The organism is Streptomyces sp. NPDC026246, assembly GCF_055567995.1.
On the sequence record NZ_JBVHPJ010000006.1, the window covers coordinates 378,056 to 400,048 of the forward strand.

At 72.6% G+C, this 21,993-nt stretch carries 19 protein-coding genes; 9 read left to right on the top strand and 10 right to left on the bottom strand.

The window, feature by feature from the left end:
• Nucleotides 1-39 precede the first annotated feature (39 nt).
• Nucleotides 40-1,056, top strand: coding sequence for a helix-turn-helix domain-containing protein (locus ACZ4M5_RS18130; protein ID WP_467737886.1), 1,017 nt, complete (start codon nt 40-42; stop codon nt 1,054-1,056).
• Between the two features lie 120 nt (nt 1,057-1,176).
• Here the strand turns inward: ACZ4M5_RS18130 and ACZ4M5_RS18135 are convergent, their stop codons facing one another.
• Together ACZ4M5_RS18135 and ACZ4M5_RS18140 are read right to left on the bottom strand one after the other, a co-directional pair.
• Nucleotides 1,177-2,382 carry a glycoside hydrolase family 64 protein gene (locus tag ACZ4M5_RS18135; RefSeq protein WP_467737888.1) on the bottom strand — a complete coding sequence of 402 codons (1,206 nt, stop codon included), beginning with the start codon at nt 2,380-2,382 and terminating at the stop codon, nt 1,177-1,179.
• Between the two features lie 156 nt (nt 2,383-2,538).
• Nucleotides 2,539-3,174, bottom strand: a complete 636-nt coding sequence (locus tag ACZ4M5_RS18140; protein WP_467737890.1) for a DUF998 domain-containing protein — start codon at nt 3,172-3,174, stop codon at nt 2,539-2,541.
• 141 nt (nt 3,175-3,315) lie between these two features.
• Between ACZ4M5_RS18140 and ACZ4M5_RS18145 the strand changes: the two genes are divergently transcribed.
• The 5 genes from ACZ4M5_RS18145 (at nt 3,316) to ACZ4M5_RS18165 (ending at nt 7,720) form a co-directional block, all read left to right on the top strand.
• Nucleotides 3,316-4,314, top strand: coding sequence for an inorganic phosphate transporter (locus tag ACZ4M5_RS18145; RefSeq protein ID WP_467737892.1), 999 nt, complete (start codon nt 3,316-3,318; stop codon nt 4,312-4,314).
• A 45-nt stretch (nt 4,315-4,359) separates the two neighbouring features.
• A complete protein-coding gene (locus ACZ4M5_RS18150; RefSeq protein WP_467737894.1) occupies nt 4,360-5,202 on the top strand; it encodes a DUF817 domain-containing protein in 843 nt (280 codons plus the stop codon).
• A gap of 78 nt (nt 5,203-5,280) precedes the next feature.
• Entirely contained in the window at nt 5,281-6,111 is an 831-nt protein-coding gene (locus ACZ4M5_RS18155; protein WP_467737896.1) for a PP2C family protein-serine/threonine phosphatase, read from the top strand.
• Between the two features lie 51 nt (nt 6,112-6,162).
• Nucleotides 6,163-7,176 (top strand): MASE1 domain-containing protein, encoded by a 1,014-nt coding sequence (locus tag ACZ4M5_RS18160; RefSeq protein ID WP_467737898.1) that lies wholly within the window; start codon nt 6,163-6,165, stop codon nt 7,174-7,176.
• A gap of 46 nt (nt 7,177-7,222) precedes the next feature.
• On the top strand, nt 7,223-7,720 hold the full coding sequence (locus tag ACZ4M5_RS18165; protein WP_467737900.1) for a molybdenum cofactor biosysynthesis protein: 498 nt from the start codon (nt 7,223-7,225) through the stop codon (nt 7,718-7,720).
• A gap of 44 nt (nt 7,721-7,764) precedes the next feature.
• Here the strand turns inward: ACZ4M5_RS18165 and ACZ4M5_RS18170 are convergent, their stop codons facing one another.
• The 3 genes from ACZ4M5_RS18170 to ACZ4M5_RS18180 form a co-directional block, all read right to left on the bottom strand.
• Complete coding sequence (locus ACZ4M5_RS18170; protein ID WP_467737902.1) at nt 7,765-8,424, bottom strand: YceI family protein; 660 nt, start codon at nt 8,422-8,424, stop codon at nt 7,765-7,767.
• Between the two features lie 177 nt (nt 8,425-8,601).
• Entirely contained in the window at nt 8,602-9,447 is an 846-nt protein-coding gene (locus ACZ4M5_RS18175; RefSeq protein WP_467737904.1) for a transferase, read from the bottom strand.
• 248 nt (nt 9,448-9,695) lie between these two features.
• Nucleotides 9,696-10,961, bottom strand: coding sequence for a glycosyltransferase family 4 protein (locus ACZ4M5_RS18180; protein WP_467737906.1), 1,266 nt, complete (start codon nt 10,959-10,961; stop codon nt 9,696-9,698).
• 218 nt (nt 10,962-11,179) lie between these two features.
• On the opposite strand from ACZ4M5_RS18180, the gene ACZ4M5_RS18185 reads away from it, so the two are divergent.
• Both ACZ4M5_RS18185 and ACZ4M5_RS18190 read left to right on the top strand, forming a co-directional pair.
• Nucleotides 11,180-12,880 (top strand): VanW family protein, encoded by a 1,701-nt coding sequence (locus ACZ4M5_RS18185; protein WP_467737908.1) that lies wholly within the window; start codon nt 11,180-11,182, stop codon nt 12,878-12,880.
• Between the two features lie 124 nt (nt 12,881-13,004).
• A complete protein-coding gene (locus ACZ4M5_RS18190) occupies nt 13,005-14,402 on the top strand; it encodes a Tat pathway signal sequence domain protein (RefSeq protein ID WP_467737910.1) in 1,398 nt (465 codons plus the stop codon).
• Between the two features lie 78 nt (nt 14,403-14,480).
• On the opposite strand, the gene katG is transcribed toward ACZ4M5_RS18190, so the two are convergent.
• From katG to ACZ4M5_RS18205, 3 genes are all read right to left on the bottom strand, one after another.
• On the bottom strand, nt 14,481-16,706 hold the full coding sequence (katG, locus tag ACZ4M5_RS18195; protein ID WP_467737912.1) for a catalase/peroxidase HPI: 2,226 nt from the start codon (nt 16,704-16,706) through the stop codon (nt 14,481-14,483).
• A 68-nt stretch (nt 16,707-16,774) separates the two neighbouring features.
• The gene (locus ACZ4M5_RS18200; protein ID WP_369192931.1) at nt 16,775-17,212 is read right to left on the bottom strand and encodes a Fur family transcriptional regulator; all 438 of its coding nucleotides are present in this window, start codon (nt 17,210-17,212) and stop codon (nt 16,775-16,777) included.
• A 181-nt stretch (nt 17,213-17,393) separates the two neighbouring features.
• Nucleotides 17,394-18,272, bottom strand: coding sequence for a hypothetical protein (locus ACZ4M5_RS18205; RefSeq protein ID WP_467737914.1), 879 nt, complete (start codon nt 18,270-18,272; stop codon nt 17,394-17,396).
• Nucleotides 18,273-18,440: 168 nt separating this feature from the next.
• On the opposite strand from ACZ4M5_RS18205, the gene ACZ4M5_RS18210 reads away from it, so the two are divergent.
• Nucleotides 18,441-19,886 carry a glyceraldehyde-3-phosphate dehydrogenase gene (locus tag ACZ4M5_RS18210; protein ID WP_398107404.1) on the top strand — a complete coding sequence of 482 codons (1,446 nt, stop codon included), beginning with the start codon at nt 18,441-18,443 and terminating at the stop codon, nt 19,884-19,886.
• 80 nt (nt 19,887-19,966) lie between these two features.
• Here ACZ4M5_RS18210 and ACZ4M5_RS18215 read toward each other — a convergent pair whose 3' ends face one another.
• Both ACZ4M5_RS18215 and ACZ4M5_RS18220 read right to left on the bottom strand, forming a co-directional pair.
• On the bottom strand, nt 19,967-20,140 hold the full coding sequence (locus tag ACZ4M5_RS18215; protein WP_467737916.1) for a CsbD family protein: 174 nt from the start codon (nt 20,138-20,140) through the stop codon (nt 19,967-19,969).
• A 105-nt stretch (nt 20,141-20,245) separates the two neighbouring features.
• Nucleotides 20,246-21,919, bottom strand: coding sequence for a hypothetical protein (locus tag ACZ4M5_RS18220; RefSeq protein WP_467738051.1), 1,674 nt, complete (start codon nt 21,917-21,919; stop codon nt 20,246-20,248).
• Nucleotides 21,920-21,993 lie beyond the last annotated feature (74 nt).

The window sequence follows — 21,993 nt, forward strand, 5'->3', positions numbered from 1 at the left end:
ACGACTGTCCGGAACGCCACTCCCCATACACTTTCAGACATGACCACCGTCGCGCTGGCCGTCACCGACGGCATGCTGCACTTCGAACTTGCCCTGGCCTGCGAGGTCTTCGGCGGGGCCGGTACCGGCGCCGACGGCTCCTGGTACCGGCTGCGGATCTGCGGTCCGCGTCCCGTGCGGGCCGGGCGCTTCCGCCTGGAGCCCGACGACGGACTCGACCGGCTGGCGCACGCCGACACGGTGATCGTGCCGGGCTGGGCGGACATCGACCGGGAACCGCCGGCCGAGCTGGTCGACGCGGTCCGCACGGCCCACGAAGCGGGGGCGCGGGTCGCCTCGTTGTGCACGGGTGCCTTCGTGCTGGCCGCGGCGGGGCTGCTGGACGGCCGGCGTGCGACCACGCACTGGGCGCACACACGGGAACTCGCCGCGCGGCACCCGCTGGTGAGGGTGGACCCGGACGTGCTGTACGTGGACGAGGGAAGGGTGCTGACCTCCGCGGGCAAGGCTGCCGCGATGGACCTGTGCCTGCATCTGGTGAGGCGGGACCACGGTGCGTCGGTGGCCAACACGCTCGCCCGCCGCCTGGTCGTGCCGCCGCACCGGGACGGCGGACAGGCCCAGTTCGTGACCACTCCGGTGCCCGAGCCGGGCGGCCACCCGCTCTCCGAGGTCCTTCCCTGGGCGGTCCAGCGGCTGGACCGGCCGATCACGGTGGAGGACATGGCGCGCCGGGCCGGTATGAGCGCGCGCAACCTCGGCCGCCACTTCCGGTCGGTGACGGGCACCACGCCGTTGCGCTGGCTGCTCACCCAGCGCATCCGCCGTGCGCAGGAGTTGCTGGAGACCACGGACCACACCGTCGACGCGGTCGCCACGGCCACCGGCATGGGCACGGCCACGACACTGCGCCGGCACTTCCACCGCACGGTGGGGGTACCGCCCGACGCCTACCGCCGCACGTTCCGGGCCCGCGCCGGCTCCCTCGCCGAAACCGGCGGAGTCAGCGGAGTCAGCGGTGCCGGTGGTGCCGGTGGTGCCGGCCGCTCTGGCTGACCGGTCCGGGGGAGATCACCGGCACCGCGCGAACGGGTCGCACGGTGCCGGTGACGCCGGGGTGGGAGGTGGATGCGGTGCGGGGCGCGGCGGGAGTGGGGCACACGCCGCACCCGCGCCTCAGTTGAGGGGGTCGAGGGTGAGGTAGGCCTGGCGCGGACTGCCGTCGTGGACCAGGGACTCGTGATGACCCACGTCGTCGAAGGCGAACGCGTACGCCTTGCCGTCGGCCGTCTGGGCGTGGATCTTGCGGGCGTAGTGGTTGGTGACGTTGTCCTTGTAGAAGTTCGCGGCGTCGGCGTCGGGCTGGTTGGGGTTGACCAGCAGGGTGGAGCGGTTGAAGCCGGCGCAGAGGGTGCGTGAGATCGGTCCGCGGACCTGGTCGTTGGGGGCGTCGAGCCGCCGGTGACAGCCGAAGACCGAGGAGGCGTCGGGCTTCTGGAAGCTGGTGACCACCGTCCCCGCGCCGTTGGTGAAGTTCATGACGCCGCCGGAGACCCGGCCGTAGTACTTGGTGCCCGGCTGGTCGGCGAAGGGGGTGACCGTGAGGGTCGAGGTGGAGTACTTCTGCCAGACGCGGTTGATGTAGTCGTCCATGACGGTGGCGGGCAGCGCTCCGGTCTCCAGGCCGTACAGCGGGGAGAGGGCGCGCAGCACGGTGCCGTCGGAGCGGGTCTGGATCAGGTTGGCCCAGCCTCCGGGCTGGCCCCGCAGGGCGTTGAAGAACCCGGTGTAGCCACCGGGCTTGAGCCGGCCCGTGGTGGCGGTGCTGCCGTCGGCCCGCTGCACCCCCACCGCGTACGGTGCCGAGAACATGTCGACCTGGGTGCTGTTGATCCACAGGCCCGCGTCGTTGAGCGTGTACTCCGACCAGTTGAACAGGATGTTGCGGTTGGGGTCGGTCGGGTTCTGGACGGCGGGCTGGACCAGTCCGCCGGTGGTGAGCTTGAAGACGAGTTTCTGGCCGTAGGAGAAGTAGACACGGCCGGAGAACTTCGGCATGCGGATCGTGGTCGACTGGCCTGCCGCGGGGCCGGGGATCGAGGCGTCGGGGGCCGGGGTCGGGGGGTTGCCGCCCGCGGGCCAGGGATGGAAGGTGCCGTTCGCGTCGGCCCAGCCCTGCCGGCCGGTCGCCAGTTCGGTGCCCAGGTTGTAGATGTACACCTGCTCACCGCGGGCCGAGTTGTTGGTGATCTTCAGGGGGATGGTGGCCGGGACGGCCGCATGGGCCGGGGTGCTCGCACCGGTCGCGAGCACCGAGCCGGCGAGCACCGTGCCGAGTGTCAGCGCGAGGGCGGCGACCCGGCGTCCGAGTGTCCATGGCATGCTCTGCCTCCGTTCGACGGATGGCTGATCCGGAAGGGTCTGAGAGCGCTCTCACAGCTGAGGGTCGCGGCTTGGTACGTACCTGTCAATCACTCGGACGCAGCGATTCCGCCGGCGCCGCGATTCCGCCGACGCCGCGTCTCCGCCGACCGCCGGTCAGCGGGAACCGAGCCGACGGCCCGCGTCCCCGCCGGCGCGTTGATCGCGCGGCCGGACCGCCGGGCGGACGCACGACAGGACGACGACGAAGGGCCAGACCGACTGCAGCGTGGTGACGGCCCGTTCGGCCACCCCCATGGCGCCCTGGATATGGAGCTCCAGCAGGAACCAGCCCGCCCCCAGCGCCATCACCACCGTCGCGCCGAGGGACGGGACCGGCCGCAGGGCCCAGGGGGCGCCCCGGCCGGACCGGGCGGCCAGGACGGGCCACGCCGCCAGGAGGACGAAACCGGCCACGGCCACCGAACCGTGCTGCAGGGACCCTCCGCTGCTCGGCGCCGGGAAAAGGGCCACCGCGAGGGCCGCGACACCACCGCCCGCCAGGGCGATCCGCCCGGCGGCGGCAGCGGGCCGCAGCCCCCACGCCGTGAGCAGGTGGCAGACGCCCAGGGCGACGAACGCGGCCGTCATGACCCAGGAGCCCGATGTCCCGGGCGCTGCCAGGACGCTGATGGTCTGGGCGACCGGGTCGTACGTGGAGCCCTGCAGGGATGCCGTCACCAGCCAGCCCAGGATCAGGACGACGGGCGCGCACGCCGAGGAGAGCAGGGCCCACAGAGGAACAGATCGCACCAGGCCACCGTAGAGCGGCCGATCCGGGACGTCGGGTTCCCGCTGCGCGGGCCGCCCCGCCTGGCGTAGTCGCGCGGCCCGCTCCCCCGCGCGGGCGCACGATGGATGCGTGCGGGCCTCCCGGCGGAAGGTGATCGACGCATGGAGCTCACCCTGGTCGTGCTGATCATCGTCGTGGGGCTGACGTTCGACTTCACCAACGGCTTCCACGACGCCGCGAACGCCATCGCCACCTCGATCTCCACCAGAGCGCTGAGTCCGCGCGTGGCGCTGGCCATGGCCGCGGTCATGAACTTCTGCGGCGCCTTCCTGGGCACCGAGGTGGCCCAGACCGTGGGCAGCGGCATCATCGGCGCGCCCGAGGGGACCTCGGGGCTGCTGCTGGTGCTGAGCGCGCTGCTCGGAGCCATCGGCTGGAACGTGTTCACCTGGTGGCGGGGGCTGCCGACCTCCTCCTCGCACGCTCTCATCGGCGGTCTGGTCGGGGCGGCGCTCGCCGCGTCCGCCACGGTGCACTGGTCGGGCATCCTGGACAAGGTCGTCCTGCCCATGCTGCTGTCCCCGCTCGTCGGCGTCGCCCTGGGGTACACGCTGCACGCGGTCGTCCTGTGGGTGTTCCGCCGCGCCAACCCGCGGCGCACGATGCGGCGGTTCCGTGCGGCGCAGACCGTCTCGGCCGCGGCGATGGGTCTGGGGCACGGCCTGCAGGACGCGCAGAAGACCATGGGCGTCATCGTGCTGGCGCTGGTGACGGCCGGCTGGCAGGACGGCTTCTCGGTGCCCGTGTGGGTGATCGCCGCCGTCGCGGCCGCGATGGCCGCCGGTACGTACACCGGCGGGCGGCGCATCATCACCACGCTCGGGCGGCGCATCGTGCATCTCGATCCGCCGCGCGGCTTCGCGGCGGAGACCGCCGCCGCGTCCGTGCTCTACGCCACCGCCTTCCTGGTGAAGGCGCCCATCTCCACGACGCAGACCATCACGGCGGCCATCCTGGGCGCCGGGGCCACCCGGCGTGCCTCGGCCGTACGGTGGCAGGTCGCCCGCTCCATCGGCACCGCCTGGCTGCTCACGTTCCCCGGCGCGGGGATCCCGGCCGCCGTGCTCTACCTCGTCCTGCACGCCCTGACGGGCCTGTGAGGGGCCTGCAACCGGCGGGCGCGGAGCACCGTCCTACTGGGCACCATGATCCCTGCAAGCATCACCGGCCTGCTGGCCGCACCGGTCCGCCAGTTGCTCGACTTCGCCTGGACGCAGACGCGTGCCTGCGCGTTCGCCATCGCCCTGCTGTCGGGCGTGGCGGTCTCCACGCTGCTGCCCGACCTGCCCGTGGCGCGCTACGACCTGCTCGTGGTCTACGGGGTGCTGCTCACGCTGGTGTTCTGGGCGCGCGGGTGGGAGTCCGGCCGGGACATCGCCGTGATCGCGGCCTGCCACGTCATCGGGCTGGCCTTCGAACTGGTGAAGGTGTCCCTCGGGTCCTGGAGCTATCCCGAGCCGGCGGTGCTGAAGTTCGCCGGGGTGCCGCTGTACGGCGGGTTCCTGTACGCGGCCGTCGGCAGCTACCTCTGCCGGGCCTGGCACCTGTTCGACCTGGAGCTGGTGCGGTACCGCCCGCGGGCGACGGCCGTCGTGGCGCTGGGCGTCTACGTCAACTTCTTCAGCCACCACTGGCTGCCGGACGTGCGCTGGGCGCTGGCCGCGCTGCTCCTCGTCGTCACCCTGGGCACGTCGGTGCGCTTCACGGTCCGGGGCGTGCGGTGGCGGATGCCGCTCGCGCTGTCGTTCGTGCTGATCGGCTTCTTCCTGTGGGTGGCGGAGAACCTGGCCACCCTGGTGGGGGCGTGGCGCTACCCGTACCAGCAGCACGGCTGGGAGCCGGTGGGCGTGGAGAAGTTCGGCGCCTGGGCGCTGCTGATCAGCGTGACGTTCGTCCTGGCGGCGGTGGGGCGGTGGGCCCGGGAGGGCGGAGGGGAGGCGAGCCGACGTCCGGCGGAGGCGCGGAGTCGTCCGGTCACCCCGGACTGAGTATCATCCTATGGACGCCCATAGGGTGATTCGACCTCGGGGCCGCCCCGAGCGTGGCCATCTCCGCCGGAGTGATCCATGTTCCGCACCGGCACGACCGACGACGGCGACGAGCTGCTGGCCCGGCTCGGCGCTCTGACGGCCCAGGCCCGCGCCCAGGCCGAGGTGCAGAGGTCGCAGGTGGAGCTGGCGATCGCGCTGCAGCGTGGCATGCTCCCTCGAGACCTGCCCACCGTCCGGCGGCTGCGCCTGGCGGTGCGCTACACGCCCGCCTGCCACGGGCTGAACGTGGGCGGCGACTGGTACGACGCGTTCACCCTGGCCGACGGCCGGATCGGCGTGACCATCGGAGACGTGCAGGGCCACAACATCGAGGCGGCCGCGTTCATGGGCCAGGTGCGGGCGGGGTTGCGGGCCCTGGCCTCGGTCACCGGCGAGCCGGGGGAACTGCTCGCCCGGACCAACGAGCTGCTGCTGTCGCTGGGCTCCGATCTCTTCGCCACCTGCACGTTCATGCGTCTCGATCCGTGCGCCGGCGTCGTGGAGAGCGCACGGGCGGGGCACCTGCCGTGCGTCTGGGCCAGGGCCGGCGGTGCGTGCGGCGTCGCCGAGGACGCGGGCGGGCCTCCCCTCGGGGTGCAGGCGGGCGTGTCCTACCCGGTGACCCGGTACGAGCTGACGAGCGGCGGGGTGTTCGTGCTGCTGACGGACGGAGTGGTGGAAGGACCCTCGATGCCCCTGGAGGAGGGCCTCGACCGGGTGACCCGGCTCGCCGGTGACGCGGCCGTGGCGGGCCTGGACGTGGACGCCCTCGCGGCGGCGGTGATCAAGGGCGCCGAGCGCGTGGGACACGACGACGACGCCGCCGTCCTGGTGGTGGGCCTCGACGGGCCGGACGCTCAGCCATAGGGCCGCAGGACGCCCGCTCCCGTCTCGCCGGGGCGGCGGCCCCGGTGTCTCATGGCTGCTGTGGTGGTGGGTGGCCAGGATCTGCGCAAGCCGGCCGGCGTCGTTCTGCGGACGCTGGCCGTCGCCGCCTGCTACTACGCGTCGGGCCGGCTGGGCCTGCTGCGGGAACTGGTCGTCGAGGGCGCGGTGGTCACCCCGATCTGGCCCCCCACCGGCGTGGCGGTCGCCTGTCTGCTGCTGCTCGGGCTGCGCTGCTGGCCGGGGATCACCCTGGGCGCCTTCTTCGTCATCCTGTCCCTCACCTCCCTGACGCCGTCGGTGCTCGGCATCCTGGCGGGCAACACGGCCGCGCCCGTCGTGGGGTACCTGCTGCTGCGCCGGGTCGGCTTCCGCACCGACCTCGCACGGCTGCGGGACGGGGTCGCCCTGGTGTTCCTGGGCGCGTTCACCGCCATGCTGATCAGTTCGACCACCGGCGCGGGCATTCTGGTGGCCCGGGGGCAACTCGAGTGGGCGGACTTCTGGCCGGTGTGGCTGGCCTGGTGGGTCGGGGACGCGATGGGCGTCCTGCTCGTCACGCCGGTCCTGCTCCTGCTGGCCCGGGTGCGGCGCCCGCTGCCCCTGTCGCGCTGGAAGGAGGCCCTGGGCCTGGCCGTCATCGCCTGCTGCCTGCTGCCGGTGGCCGCGCGCAGTTCGGTCAGCCTGCTGTACCTCGTCTACCCCCTGCTGATCTGGACGGCGCTGCGTTTCCAGCTGGCGGGCAGCATGCTGTGCGCGCTGTTCGCCTCCGTCCTGGCCACGGTGGCGGCGACCGACCACGTCGGGCCCTTCGAACGGCTGAACCGGGTGGAGGTGATGCTCAAGCTCCAGACCTTCAACGGCGCGATGGCGCTCACGGCCCTGATCCTGTCCGCGGTGATCACCGAGCAGATCCACACCCGCCGCTCGGTGGAGCGCGCCTGCCAGGAGCTGGTGGAGGTACTGGGCCATCTCACCGCGGGCGATGCGGCGGACGCCCGCGGCCGGGCGGAGGAGGCCGCTCCGGGGCGGCAGCCGGAGGACTGACGACCGGCCCGGTCCGCGCCGGCCGGCGGGACGTACGCTGGGCCGCATGAGCCCGGTGGAGGTGGTGCAGTTGCTGGTGTCGCCCGCGCACCGGCTGGCCGGACGGCCGTCGGACGGCCCCTCGCCCGGTCCCGCCGACGAACGCGTCACCGGCGTCGAGGTGCGCCGCGGGCTGGGACTGGTGGGCGACCGCTACTACGCCCGGCCCGCCCACCGCAACGCGGCGGTGACCCTCATGGCCGCCGAGAACCTCCCGGAGGGCGCCGATCTGCGCCACACACGGCGCAACGTCCTGCTGCGGGGTGTGGACATCGACGCGTACGTCGGCGCGACGATCTCCCTCGACTGCGGCACCGGGCCGGTGCTGTTCGCGGTCAGGCGGCCCGCCCGGCCCTGCGCGTGGATGGACGTGACCGTCGGCCCCGGGGCGCAGCGGGCCCTGCGCAGCCGGGGCGGTGTGCGGTGCACCCCGCTGAGCGACGGGACGCTCGCGGTCGGCCCGGCCACGTTCCACGTCGTGGCCGGGGGCGACGGGCCGCGGTGACGCCCGCGCAGCCGCCGGCCTCGGCACCGCTCCCGGCTTGAGCCTCAGCCGGCGGTCGGCGTCGTACGGATGGCCGCGATGTCGAACTGCAGGCGCACCTTCTCGCTCACCATGGCGCCGCCCTCGGCGAGCCTGCTGTTGTACGTCAGGCCCCAGTCGGACCGGTTGATGGTCGTGGTGCCGTCGAAGCCGGCCCGGTCGTAGCCGAACGGGTCGGTGACCTTCCCGATGTAGGTCATGTCGAGCACGACCGGCCGGGAAATGCCGCGGATGGTGAGTTCTCCCGCCATGTGAAAGAGATCGGCCCCGGCCTGTTCCACGGACGTGCTGGCGAAACGCATACGCGGATACGTCGCGGCATCGAGAAAGTCCCGGCCCACGAGGTGGGCGTCGCGCTGCTCGACACCCGTGTCCACGCTGGCGGTGAACAGGGTGACGTCGGCACGTGACCGGGTGGGGTCGTTCGCGTCGAAGTAGAGCCGGCTTTCGTACTCCAGGAAACAGCCGCGCACGGTCGTCACCATGGCGTGCCGGACCGAGAAGCCGATCCTGCTGTGGGCGGGGTCGACGACCCACTCACCGGTGAGATCCGCCAGGTGGGGGTTCGGAAGCACGGCGGTGGGGGACGCCGCGCCACCGGGGCGCTGTGGGGGGACGGCCGGCGCCTGACGGCGGGCCGGCACGACGCGGTTGAACAGGTTCATGATTCATCTAGGTACGTGAGTTTGGTTATGACCGCAAGCCCCCCTTTCCTTCAGGGGCGTTGTCGACCCGCCTGTGCCTGCATTTCGCCGAAGCCTGTGCACAAAACCCACACATCACTGTTACCGCAGGGAACCACATGACCATGGAAAGCGCCCGGGGTTTTCATTTCGGGCATGTCATGATTCCCGGGACACCGAGATCGAGAAGTCGTTGTCGACCGTGTAGTAGGGGCGCAGGGTGGAACCCTCGGCACGGATCTCCGGATAGACGTGCACGTGCTTGCGGTCGGCCACGTCGTCGAGCAGCCGGGCGACCCTGACCGCGGCGGCGTCGGCCGTGGGCCGCACGAAGGCGTCCCACACCTGGTCCGCTCCCCCGCCCGCGTCGGCCGTCGCGTCGTGGCCGGCGGTGAACGACAGGCCTCTGCCGTCCTCGGCGACGCGGGGGCGGAGGGTGCGCACCGTGCCGGTGCCGCGCAGGCGCAGCTCCACGAGGGCGTCCCCGGCGAGCCGGGCGCCGTGCAGCCGGACCGCGACCGTGATGTCCCGGTCGGAGACGTCCACCGCCCCGGCCTCCGCGTGGACGGTGCGCAGCCACGTCCTGAGGGCCAGGAAGCCGTCCTTGGTCGCGTAGGGGATGCGGACGGCGACCGGTGAGGTGCGGTCGCGGAGGTGGCCGTCCACCAGGGCGCGCAGATCGCGCAGGCCGGGGCGCAGCCGCACCGGTTCGGCGTCGGGCCCGGGGACCAGATACGTGTCCCAGCGTCCCTCGGCGAGGCTCGGGTGGGGCGGAAGTACCGCGCTCAGGATTCCGCCTGGCCGGCCGGCTTCCAGATCGAGGAGGCGGCTGCCGGTGTCGGGCCGTCCCTTCTTGGGGCGCGGCCGGAGGAGGAGCCGGGGGTGGGCGACCGGGACCGGCGGGAGACGGAAGGTGATCCGTCCGTCCGCGTCGACGGTGCAGTCGGCCCGCGCCCCGTCCTCCTGCTGTCCGCTCGCCCCCGCCGTCGCGACCGCCCTGTCCACTGCCCCGGTCCTGCTCGTCATTCCTGCCATGCCCGTCCCGCCCGTCGTCCCTGCCGTGTCCGCCGCGCCCGCCCCGTCGGCCGTGCTGCTCGCGCCTGCCCTGTGCGTTCCGCTCGTCTCGCCCGCCCCGCTCGTCTCGCCCGCCCCGCCCGTCTTGCCCGCCGTACGGGTCGTGCCCGCCGGGGCTGTCGTCCCCGTCGTTCGTGCGCGCGCCTCGTGTCCGGTACGTCCTGCGGATGCCGGCGTGCTCATCGGCGGCCCTTCCGGAGCGCGCGCAGAACGCCCGACGCGGCGGTGTGGGCCGCGTCGCGGGCCGCGTGCGCTCGTCCCGTCAGGGCGCTGCCCGCCGGGCGATGAGGCCGTGCGGACCGCCCCGCCGCCCGCCTCGCCGCGGCGGCGTTCTCCAGCAGGCGCTCGGCCTGGGCGACGACGGGACCGGGGGCGAAGCGGCGGGAGTTCTCCAGGGCGGTGCGGCTCATGCGGCGGCGCCGCTCGTCGTCGCCGACGAGCTCCAACAGCGCCGCGGCCAGGGCGTCGCGGTCGCCCACGGGGACCAGGCGGCCGTCGGCGCCGTCCGCGATGATCTCGCCGGGCCCGTACGGACAGTCGGTGCTGACGACGGGCAGTCCGCAGCGCATGGCCTCGACGATGGTCATACCGAACGGCTCGAAGTTCGAGGCGGCCGCCCCGATGGACGCCTTGGCCCACTCGGCCTCCATGGGCGTGGCGGCCCCCATCAGGAACACGTTGTTCCACAGCCCGAGCCGCTCGATGAGCGCGCGCAGCCGGGGTTGTTCCTCGCCCTTGCCGTAGATGCGCAGCTGCCAGTCCGGGTGCGCGGCGGCCACCTGGGCGAACGCCTCGATGAGCAGGTCGTAGCGCTTGACCGGGACCAGCCGGCCGGCGGCCACCACGATGCGGGCCGTGCCGTCGGCCGGCGGCAGGACGGGGTCGGGGACGCTGTTCGGCAGCGCCTCCACATGGACGCCGGGCAGCCACATCTTGCGCCGGTAGGCGTCGGCGTCCGCTTCCGTGACGGTGGTGATCACGTCGAGCCCGCGGTAGGCGCGCCGCAGGGCGGTGCGCAGCCGCGGCGAGTGGTTGTCCAGGGTGAGGTGCTCCTGGCCGACGCGCAGGACGTGCCGCGGCGCCTGCCGGGCGATGTGCACGTTGAGCCCCGGGCGGGTGCCGATGACGACGTCGGCGTCGAGCGCCCGGAGGTGCTCGCCGATGCGCTGGTCGGTGAGCTCGCTGTACTGGCCGTGGCGGTACTCGGCGGCCGGGTACACCCGCGCCGGCTTCCGGTGCTGCGGGTGATCCGCCTCGGTGCGCAGGTCGACCAGGGCCCGCAGCCGGACGGCCGGGTGGGGGGTCAGCAGGGGGCGTTCCCGGTGGCGCAGCGCGGAGACCACCTCCACCTCGTGCCGCTCGGCCAGCGCCGCGGCCAGGTTGAACGTGGTGGTGATCGTCCCTCCGATCCCATAGGCGTTGTGGATCAGGAATGAGATCTTCATGCCGAGCTAGACGGCGCCAACTACCGGACCGTTGTTCGCCGTTACCAGTCTGTGGCCGGACGGCCCGCCTGACGGGCATGGGCCATTTCGGAATGATCTCGGGCATAAGTGGTCTACGCCATACCGTTCCGCCGTAGGTGTGTGGGTAGGTTTGAGTCGTTTGCCCGCAGCAGCGTCGCGTCACCGGGTGCGCCCTCGTACCGATCGTCTGGAGACCCATGCGCCGTCGAACAGCCTCCGTCCCGTCCGTCGCCCTGGCCGGTGGCACGCTGGCCCTGGGCATCGGCGGGCTGTACCTGGCCGGGCTGGCGGTCACCGGCGGGGAGATCGACTCGGGCACGACCGTGCGCGGCGTGGAGATCGGCGGTCTGAGCCGTGCGGAGGCGGTGCGCACGCTCGAACGACACCTGGGCGCGTCCGGCGGACGGGATCTGCCCGTGAAGGTCGGCGAGCGCACGGGGGCGGTCGATCCGGAGCGCGCGGGACTCTCCTGGGACGTTCGGGCGACCGTCGACCGGGCCTCACGCAGCGGCACCGATCCGGTCAGCGTGTTCCAGGGGCTCTTCCGCTCGGGCGGCACCGTCGAACCCGTGGTGCGCGTGGACGAGGGCAAGGCCCGGGCCGCGCTCGGCCGGCTCGCGAAGGGCCTCGACCAGAAGGTCCGCGACGGGGCCGTCGGATTCGACGGCGGGCGGGTCGTGCAGACCGCACCACGCACCGGGTACGCCCTCGACGTCGACGCGGCGGTCGGCGCCCTGCGCGCCGCCTTCGTGCGGCAGGACTCCCGCTCCCCCACCGCCCTGCCGGTCCGGGAGACCCGGCCCGCGGTCACGGCCGACGAGGTGCGCCGGGCGGTACGCACCTTCGCGGAGCCCGCCGTGTCGGCGCCCGTCACGCTCACCGCGGCCGGCGAGCGCTTCACCGTGCCCCGGGAGGTTCTGGGCGGACACCTGACCATGCGGCCGGACGACAGGGGCCGGCTGCAGCCCCGGCTCGACGAGAAGGGCCTGCGCGAGGATCCCGCCGTGGACCGGCCCCTGGACCGGATCACCACGACCGCCGCCGACGCCGAGCTGCGCTCCGACGGCGACAAGGCCGTGATCGCCAAGGACGCCACACTCGGTCACGAGGTCACCGGCAAGGCACTGGGCAAGGCGGTGCTGCCGCTGCTCACCGCGGAGGGCGACGGCCGCGCGGGCACCGTGGAGGTCCGCACGACCCGGCCGGAGGTGACCCGCGAGAACGCCGCGCGGCTGGGACTGACGCAGACGATGTCCTCCTTCACCGTCGACTTCGAACCGGCGGAGTACCGCACCAGGAACATCGGCCGGGCCGTGGAACTGATCAACGGCTCGCTCGTCAGGCCCGGCGAGACCTGGAGCTTCAACCGGACGGTCGGGGAACGCACCGAGGCCAACGGATTCGTCGACGGGATCATCATCCTGAACGACAAGTACACCAAGGCGTCCGGCGGCGGCGTGTCGTCCGTGGCGACGACGCTCTACAACGCGCTGTTCTTCGCCGGGGTCAAGCCGGTGGAGCACGGCGCGCACTCGTTCTACATCGAGCGCTACCCGGAGGGCCGCGAGGCGACCGTCGCCTGGGGCAGCCTGGACCTGCGGTTCGCCAACGACTCCGGCAAGGCCCTGTACATCCAGGCCGAGTCGACGGACACGTCCGTGACCGTCAACTTCCTCGGCACCCGCAAGTACGACGAGATCACGTCGGTCACCGGCCCGCGCACCGCGGTGAAGAAGCCGGGCAGGCACGTCAGCCACGACAAGGAGTGCGTGCCGCAGACCCCGCTCGAGGGCTTCGACGTCGCGGTGGAGCGCGTCTTCCACGACGGCGGCCGGGAAGTGCGCCGGGAGCCCTACCGCACCCACTACACACCGCGCGACGAGATCGTGTGCGAGTGACCCCCTCGGCCCGCCCTCCGGCCGCCCGCCGGTGAACCTGCCTTTGGGCGCCGGGCGTTGACCCGTCTCCCCGCCGCCAGCACAATGGCGGCCACTGTCTGAGAGCGCTCTCAAGGGGAGATCCATGACTGGCAGACAAGGCCCGGCCGTCGGTCGGCGTTCGCTCATCGGGGCCGGACTCGGCATCGGCGCCGCTGCCCTCACCACCGCCGGCTCGGGGCGGGCCCTGGCGGCCGGTCCGGCCGGCCGGCGCCACGCCCCGGCCCCGGCCCGGGGGCACGCCTTCCTCGCCGCCGCCATGGACGCCCACCCGGACCACGGCGCCGTCCGCCTCACCCAGAGCTACACCGACCAGGCCGGTCTGTTCAGCACCGCGTTCACCTACGACAACGCCCTGGCGATCCTCGCCCACCTCGCCACCCGCACCCGGGACGGCCTGACCCGCGCCCGCACCCTAGGCGACGCCCTGCTGTACGCCCAGCTCCACGACCCGGCGTACGACGACGGACGGCTCCGGCAGGCCTACAACACCGGGCCGTACACCTTCTACGACGGGACGCCCCAGCCCGACGGGTTCGTCCGGGCCGACGGAACGGCCAACGTCGGCACGCAGTTCGGCTTCACCGGCACCGCCGTGGGCGACATGGCCTGGGCGGGCATCGCACTGAGCGCCCTCACCCGGCGTACCGGGGCGCGCCGCTACCTCACGGGGGCCGTGCGCATCGGCGAGTGGATCGAGCGGAACGGCCGCACCGGCGGGCCGCTGGGCGGTTACACGTTCGGGGTGGACGGGGCGAACCAGAGGCTGCCCTTCACCTCCACCGAGCACAACACCGACTTGATCTGCCTGTTCGGCCGGCTCGCCCGGCTCACCGGCGACCGGGTGTGGCGGGAGCGCCGCGGCCGTGCCGAGGCGTTCGTCCGGCGGATGTGGGAGCCGGCCGGGGGCTTCTTCTACACGGGCACCAACGACGGGGAGACGGTGAACCGGTCCCCGGTCCCGGAGGACACCCAGACCTGGACCCACCTGGCGCTGGGTTCCTCCCGCCTCTCCCGCTCCCTGGACTGGGCGGCGGCCGAGCTGGCCGTCTCGGACCACTCCGGGCGCACCAACAGCACGGTGCCCGCGGGGCAGTCGTACGAGGGGGTCACCTTCAGTTCGGCGAGCCTGCTGGCGAACGAGGGTGCGCCGATCGCGTCCGGGCAGCCCAGGCCCGACCGCCATGGCGTGTGGTTCGAGGGGACCGCCCACCTGGCCCTCGCCCTGCGGGACCGCGGGGCACGCGGTGACGAGACCCGCGCCCGGCGGCTGATCGCGTCGACCGAGAAGGCCCAGGACCTGCTGGGCGGCGGTCAGACCGTCGGCGGCAGGACGCTGCCCGAGCGGTGCGGGGTGGTGTCCGCGAGCAGTCCGCTCGACACCGGGTTCGGCTTCGGCTACTACCCGTACCGGCACACGGGTGCGACCGCCTGGTACTTGATGGCGGTCACGCGGTACAACCCGCTCCGGGCCTGGAATTGACGTTGCGTCAGACCGGGGTGCGGGGACGCGGAACGCCCCGGGCCGTGCGGCCCGGGGCGTTCCGTCCGGCGGGTGGGATCAGACCAGGTCGAACCGGTCCAGGTTCATGACCTTGACCCAGGCCGCGACGAAGTCCTTGACGAACTTCTCCTTGGCGTCGTCGCTCGCGTAGACCTCGGCGAGCGCGCGCAGTTCGGAGTTGGAGCCGAAGACCAGGTCGGCGCGGGAGCCGGCCCACCTGACCTCGCCCGTGGCGGCGTCGCGCCCCTCGAACGTGGCCTGGTCCTCGGTCGTGGCCTTCCAGGTGATGCCCAGGTCCAGCAGGTTGACGAAGAAGTCGTTCGTCAGCGAGCCGGGCGTCCTGGTGAGGGCACCGAGCTGGGACTGCTGATAGTTGGCACCCAGCACGCGCAGGCCGCCGACCAGCACGGTCATCTCGGGCGCGCTCAGCGTGAGCAGGTTGGCGCGGTCCAGCAGCAGGTACTCGGCCGGCAGGCGGTTGCCCTTGCCGAGGTAGTTGCGGAACCCGTCGGCGGTCGGCTCCAGCGCCTCGAACGACTCGGCGTCGGTGTGCTCCTCGGTCGCGTCCACACGGCCCGCGGCGAAGGGCACCTCCACCTGGAAGCCGGCTTCCTTGGCGGCCTTCTCGACGGCGGCGGAGCCACCGAGGACGATCAGGTCGGCCAGGGAGACCTTCTTCGCGCCGGCGCCGGCGTTGAACTCCTGCTGGACGCCTTCCAGGACGCGCAGCACCTGCGCCAGCTCGTCGGGCTCGTTGACCTCCCAGCCGCGCTGCGGCTCCAGGCGGATGCGGGCGCCGTTGGCGCCACCGCGCTTGTCGCTGCCGCGGAAGGTCGACGCCGACGCCCAGGCGGTGGACACCAGCTGCGCGACGGACAGACCCGACTCCAGCAGCTTGGTCTTGAGGACGGCGATGTCCTCGGCGCCGATGGTCTCGCCCTCGGCCTCGGGCAGCGGGTCCTGCCACAGCAGGGTCTCCTGCGGCACCTCCGGGCCGAGGTAGAGGGACTTGGGGCCCATGTCGCGGTGGGTCAGCTTGAACCAGGCGCGGGCGAAGGCGTCCGCGAACTCCTGCGGGTTCTCGTGGAACCGGCGCGAGATGGGCTCGTAGATCGGGTCGAAGCGCAGCGCGAGGTCGGTGGTGAGCATCTTCGGGCGGTGCTTCTTCGCCGGGTCGTGCGCGTCCGGCACGATCTCCGGCGCGTCCTTGGCGACCCACTGGTGGGCGCCGGCCGGGCTCCGCTCCAGCTCGTACTCGAACTCGAAGAGGTTCTTGAAGAACCCGTCGCTCCACCGGGTCGGCGTGCTGGTCCAGGTGACCTCGAGACCGGAGGTGATGGCGTCGCCGCCCTTGCCCGTGCCGTAGGTGCTCCGCCAGCCCAGGCCCTGCTCCTCCATGGAAGCGGCCTCGGGGTCGGCACCGACGTGGTCGGCCGGGCCGGCGCCGTGGGTCTTGCCGAAGGTGTGGCCGCCGGCGATCAGGGCGACGGTCTCCTCGTCGTTCATCGCCATGCGGCGGAACGTCTCACGGATGTCGCGGGCCGCGGCGAGCGGGTCCGGGTTGCCGTTCGGGCCTTCGGGGTTGACGTAGATGAGGCCCATCTGGACCGCGCCGAGCGGGTTCTCCAGATCGCGCTCGCCCGAGTAGCGCTTGTCGTCGAGCCAGGTGGTCTCGGGACCCCAGTAGACGTCCTCCTCCGGCTCCCAGACGTCCTCGCGGCCGCCGGCGAAGCCGAAGGTCTCGAAGCCCATCTGCTCCAGGGCGACGTTGCCGGTGAGGATCATGAGGTCGGCCCAGGAGATGCTCTGGCCGTACTTCTTCTTCACGGGCCACAGCAGACGGCGGGCCTTGTCGAGGTTGCCGTTGTCCGGCCAGCTGTTGAGCGGGGCGAAGCGCTGCTGTCCGGCGCCGGCGCCGCCGCGGCCGTCACTGATGCGGTAGGTGCCGGCGCTGTGCCAGGCCATGCGGACCATCAGCGGGCCGTAGTCGCCGAAGTCGGCCGGCCACCAGTCCTGCGAGGTCGTGAGCACCTCGGCGATGTCGCGTTTGACGGCCGCGAGGTCGAGCGCCTGGAAGGCCTTGGCGTAGTCGAAGTCCTCACCGAGCGGGTTGGCCACCTCGGGGTTCTTGGCGAGGATCTTCAGGTTGAGCCGCTCGGGCCACCACTGGCGGTTGCCGCCGCCCTGGGTCGGGTGCAGGGCGCGGTCGTGCGCCACGGGGCAGCCGCCCCCCGCCTCTGCCGACTTCGGGTCGGTGACGATCGCGTCGTGGTTCTCGGTCATGGAAATCCTTCCGGACGGGGTGGATCGCGGTGCTCGGGGTGGATCACGGTGTTCGGTGGATCACGTGCTCAGGAACTGCGGGCGGTGGAGCAGGCGGGGCACAGGCCCCAGTAGATGACCTCGGCCTCGTCGACGGCGAAGCCGCGGTCGTCGGACGCGGTCAGGCAGGGGGCGTGACCGACCGCGCAGTCGACGTCGGCCACGGCTCCGCACGACCGGCACACGAGGTGGTGGTGGTTGTCGCCGACCCGCCCCTCGTAGAGGGCCGGGCTGTTGGGCGGATCCAGGCGGCGCACGAGCCCGGCCGCGGTGAGGGCGTGGAGCCCCTCGTAGACGGCCTGGACCGAGATGTGGCCGACGCGGCCGCGCACCTCGGTGGCGATGGCTTCGGCGCCGAGGTGGTCGCCCTCCCGCACGGCCTCGAGCAGCGCGACGCGGGCGGCCGTCACCCGCAGGCCGGCGCCGCGCAGCTCCTCGGCGGTGGTCGGGGTCCCGGATGCGGTCATGCGGCACAACCTAGCGACACAAACACGAACGATTCAAGGAAACGAACGGTTCAATTTTGATGGCGGGCGGGTGGGGCGGTGCGGGGACTGGGCCACGGCTACATGTGAGCTGAGTCACAGAGGCATCTTCCTGTCCGGGGTCCGCACGGGACGCGCGCAGCGCCGCGGATGCCCGTGTGGTTCACGCGTCCGGCGAGGTCAGGCGCTCGAGCCGGGTCGCCGCCGTCGCCGCCCTGCGGTCGGCTTCGCGAAGGCGGCGTCCGGCCGTGCGGGCCTGTTCACGGGCCGTCCGCTCGGCGAAGCGCGCCTGCTGGTGCTCGTTCCTGGCGCGTTCCAGTTCCTCGGTGAGCTCGCCGACGCGCCGCTGGAGCCGGTCCAGCCGTTCCTCGGCCTCCTGCGCGGCCCGGTCGGCGGCTTCGGCCTCCTCGCGCAGCGTGCGCCGTTCCCGCTCGGCGGTCTCGACGGCCTCCCGGGCCTGCGCCAGTTGCCGCCGCCGCCGCTCCGCGGCCTTGCCGTCCGGGCGGGAGGGCGCGGGGGCGGGCGCGGGCCGGTTCGGCGGGCGCTGCGGCGCGGCGCCTTCGGCGACCGCGGGAAAGCCGACCGTGGCGCTCAGCGGCTTGTCCAGCCGTCCGGCGGCCCACGTCCGGGCGGCCTCCGGATCGGCCAGGACGGCGTGCAGGGTGTTCTCGACCTCGCGCAGCACGCTCTCGCCGACGGGATGCCCGGCCTGTTCGGCGAGCTGCCTGGCCTGGGCGGACAGGGCCCGCACGAGGGCGTGCTGCCTGCGGCTCAGCTCGCGCAGCTGCTCGCCGTCCAGGTCCTGGTGGGCGCGGCGCAGGCCCTCGCCGAGCCTGAGCAGGGGCTCGACCTCGCCGGGATTGCTGCGGACCAGGAGGTTGCTGACCCAGGCGGCGAGGCTGGGCTTGCGCAGGGCGCCGATCCGCCGGGCGAGCTCCCGGTCGCCGGAGGTGCGCGCGGAGGCCACGGCGGAGGCGCGGGCGGCGACGAAGTCCTCAGGCCGGCGGGCGTAGAGATCCTCGGCCACCGTGTCGAAGTCCATGCGCGTCTCCTTCGCGTGCCGGCCCGGGTCCGATGGTCTCAGGACGGGCCACCGAGGGCTCGCGGAAGTCTCCGGAAGGGGGTCCGGGCCGCTCCCGGGGCACCCCCTGCGTGATCGCCGGATCGACGGTTTAACATATGAGCGCCGCCTAGCTCGAAAGATGGACTCGTGACTGTCAACGACGACTCGTTCACCAATTGGAAGAACCGCGAGGAGATCGCGGAGTCGATGATCCCGATCATCGGGAAGCTGCACCGGGAGCGGGACGTGACGGTCCTGCTGCACAGCCGCTCCCTGGTGAACAAGTCGGTGGTCAGCATCCTCAAGACCCACCGGTTCGCCCGGCAGATCGCGGGCGCGGAGCTCTCGGTCACCGAGACGCTGCCCTTCCTGAAGGCTCTCGCCGAGCTCGACCTCGGGCCGTCCCAGATCGACATCGGCATGCTGGCCGCGACCTACCGCGAGGACGACCGCGGACTGTCGGTCGCCGAGTTCACCGCCGAGGCCGTGGCCGGGGCCACGGGCGACAACAAGATCGAGCGCCGCGAGGGACGCGACGTCGTCCTCTACGGCTTCGGCCGCATCGGCCGGCTCGTGGCCCGGCTGCTCATCGAGAAGGCCGGCTCGGGCAACGGCCTGCGCCTGCGCGCCATCGTGGTGCGCGGCGGCGGGGAGCAGGACATCGTCAAGCGCGCCTCGCTGCTGCGCCGCGACTCGATCCACGGCCAGTTCCAGGGCACGATCACCGTCGACGAGGCGACCAGCACCATCGTCGCCAACGGCAACGCCATCAAGGTGATCTACGCCAACGACCCCTCCGAGGTCGACTACACGGCGTACGGCATCAAGAACGCCATCCTGATCGACAACACCGGCAAGTGGCGCGACCGCGCGGGCCTGTCGCAGCACCTGCGCCCGGGGATCGACAAGGTCGTGCTGACCGCTCCCGGCAAGGGCGACGTCCCGAACATCGTCCACGGCGTCAACCACGACACCATCAAGCCGGACGAGCAGATCCTGTCCTGCGCGTCCTGCACCACCAACGCGATCGTGCCGCCGCTGAAGGCGATGGACGACGAGTTCGGTGTCACGCGCGGCCATGTGGAGACCGTCCACTCGTTCACCAACGACCAGAACCTGCTGGACAATTACCACAAGGCCGACCGCCGCGGCCGGTCCGCGCCGCTCAACATGGTCATCACCGAGACCGGTGCCGCCTCCGCCGTCGCCAAGGCGCTGCCGGACCTGAAGGCGCCGATCACCGGCAGCTCGATCCGCGTCCCGGTCCCGGACGTCTCGATCGCGATCCTCAGCCTGCGGCTCGGCCGTGAGACCACCCGCGAGGAGGTCCTCGACCACCTGCGCGACGTCTCCCTGACCTCGCCGCTCAAGCGCCAGATCGACTTCACCACGGCCCCCGACGCGGTCTCCAGCGACTTCATCGGCTCGCGCCACGCCTCGATCGTCGACGCCGGCGCCACGAAGGTCGACGGGGACAACGCGATCCTCTACCTGTGGTACGACAACGAGTTCGGCTACTCGTGCCAGGTCATCCGGGTCGTGCAGCACGTCTCCGGCGTGGAGTACCCGACCTACCCGGCTCCGGCGGCCTGACCGCCGCAGTCCGGATCCGGCCCCGCACACGGCCGGGTGCCGTGCCCCCCGAGAGGGGCACGGCACCCGGCCGTCGGTACTCAGTGCTTGAAGACGTCCTTCGTCTTCTCCTTGGCCTGCCGCGCGTCGCCCTTGGACTGCTCGGCACGGCCCTCGGCCGTCAGCCGCTCGTTGCCCACCGCACGGCCGACCGTCTCCTTGGCCTTGCCCTTGGCCTGCTCGGTCTTCGCCTGGGCCTTCTGCTCTTCAGCCACGGTTCGCTCACTCCAAGTCGTGTCCGACAGCGGGGTCGGTAGTACGGGTGACCGCGAACGGGCAGCTCAAACGTGCCGTCCCGCGGGCGCCGCCGGTCGCGGGCGTCAGTGGCAGCACCCGTCGCCGGCTCCCGCCGGCTCCAGACGGCAGAAGCAGGACGCCCGGATCGGCACGTCGGCCAGCGCCGCCGCCATCCTGAGCTGAGGGGCGACCAGGGCCGCCTCGGCGGTCTTCCCGCCCCGCAGCAGGCACTCGTGGAAGCCGTGCAACGCCCAGACGTTGCCGGGGTGTTGCAGGGGCCGCGGCAGGGTGTCGTCCAGGCCCAGATCGGCGCGGTAGACGGCCTCGGCCTCCTCCACACGCCCCTGTTCCAGCAGCAGCGCCCCGTAGGCGTGGCGGGTGGGCTGCATCCAGCCCCACGGCTCGTCGTAGGGCAGGTTGTCGTCCAGTGCGATGGAGCGTTCGAGGGCGGCGAAGGCGGAGTCGTGGTCGCCCCGGCGGTACTCCAGCTCCCCGTCCAGCATCGCGGAGGCGATCGCGAGGATGTCGTGGCAGGTGTTGTTGAACAGCATGCGCGTCTCGGGCACCCGGCCCACCGCCGCCCGGAACAGCTCCCGTTCCGCCTCGGCCCCGTCCACCTTCCCCGTGGCGGACAGGGCGACGCCGCGCGCGTAGTGACGCATCGCGGTGGTCACCGCGTACAGCTCCGGGTCGGTGGGGGCCGGCAGGTCCAGGATCTCCTTCCAGCGGCCGAAGCGGATCAGCACGTGCACCCGCATGGCCAGAAAGCCCTCCAGCCAGTCGGCCATAGGAGGGCTCTGCACGCGGAGCAGCTCCTCCGGCACGGCGGCCTCCAGCTCGGCGGCCGAGTCGAGGGCCACGCGGGCCTGGCCGAGGAACATGGCACCGTAGATCCGGAAGTGGTGGTTGTGCACCCGGTAGAGGGTGTAGAAGTTCATCGCCCCGGCGCGCCGGCGGTACTTCTCGTCGGCGGCGATCGCGTCGCTGTTCGCGGCGACGACCCGGCGGTAGTCCCCGCACAGGACGTCGAGGTGCGAGGGCATGTGCCGCAGGTGCCCGGCGTCGGGTACGAGGTCGCGCAGCCGGTCGGCGACGGTGAGGGCCTGCTCCGGCGTCGGGGACATCTCCATCAGGTGGATGTACAGGTGCAGGATCCCGGGGTGATCGGCGCCGGCATCCGTGGCGAGGGCGGCGTCCAGCACCGCCTTGGCCTCCGTGGTCCGGGCGCCCTCGGCCGGCAGGCCGGTCGTGATGTCCCACAGCTGCCAGGGGGTGAGGTTCATCAGCGCGTCCGCGTACAGGGTGGCGACGTCGAGGTCGCCGGGCGCGAGTTCGTACACCCCGCGCATGGCGTTCGCGTAGGGCTCGTTCCACACCGAGCAGTCCTCGGCGGCCTCCGCCTGCGGATAGCGGGCCCGCAGCGCCTCGACGAGGGCCCGTTCGACCGGGGTGGCGCGCGCCGCCGCCTCGTGGGCCCGTTCGACGGCCGAGTGCGTGCGGTCCACGGTGCGCACGAGTTCGTCGCCGTCGAAGGCTTCCCAGGGCTTGTTGTAGTTGGGCCCGAGTGCGTAGGCGATGCCCCAGTACGCCATGGCGCACTCGGGGTCGGCCTCGGCCGCCTTCTCGAAGCAGGCGACGGCCTCCTCGTGGTGGAAGCCGTACGTCCAGAGCAGCCCCCGGTCGAACCAGAGCTGGGCCTCGGGGGACGTGGTGGTGACGGGACGGCTGTGGGTACCGAGGTCGTAGTAGTCACCCATGGTCATCTCCTGGGCCGGCGGCCGGGCCGTGGGAGCGGCGGTGATCACACGCCCGCGGCTCCCGGTCGATCCTC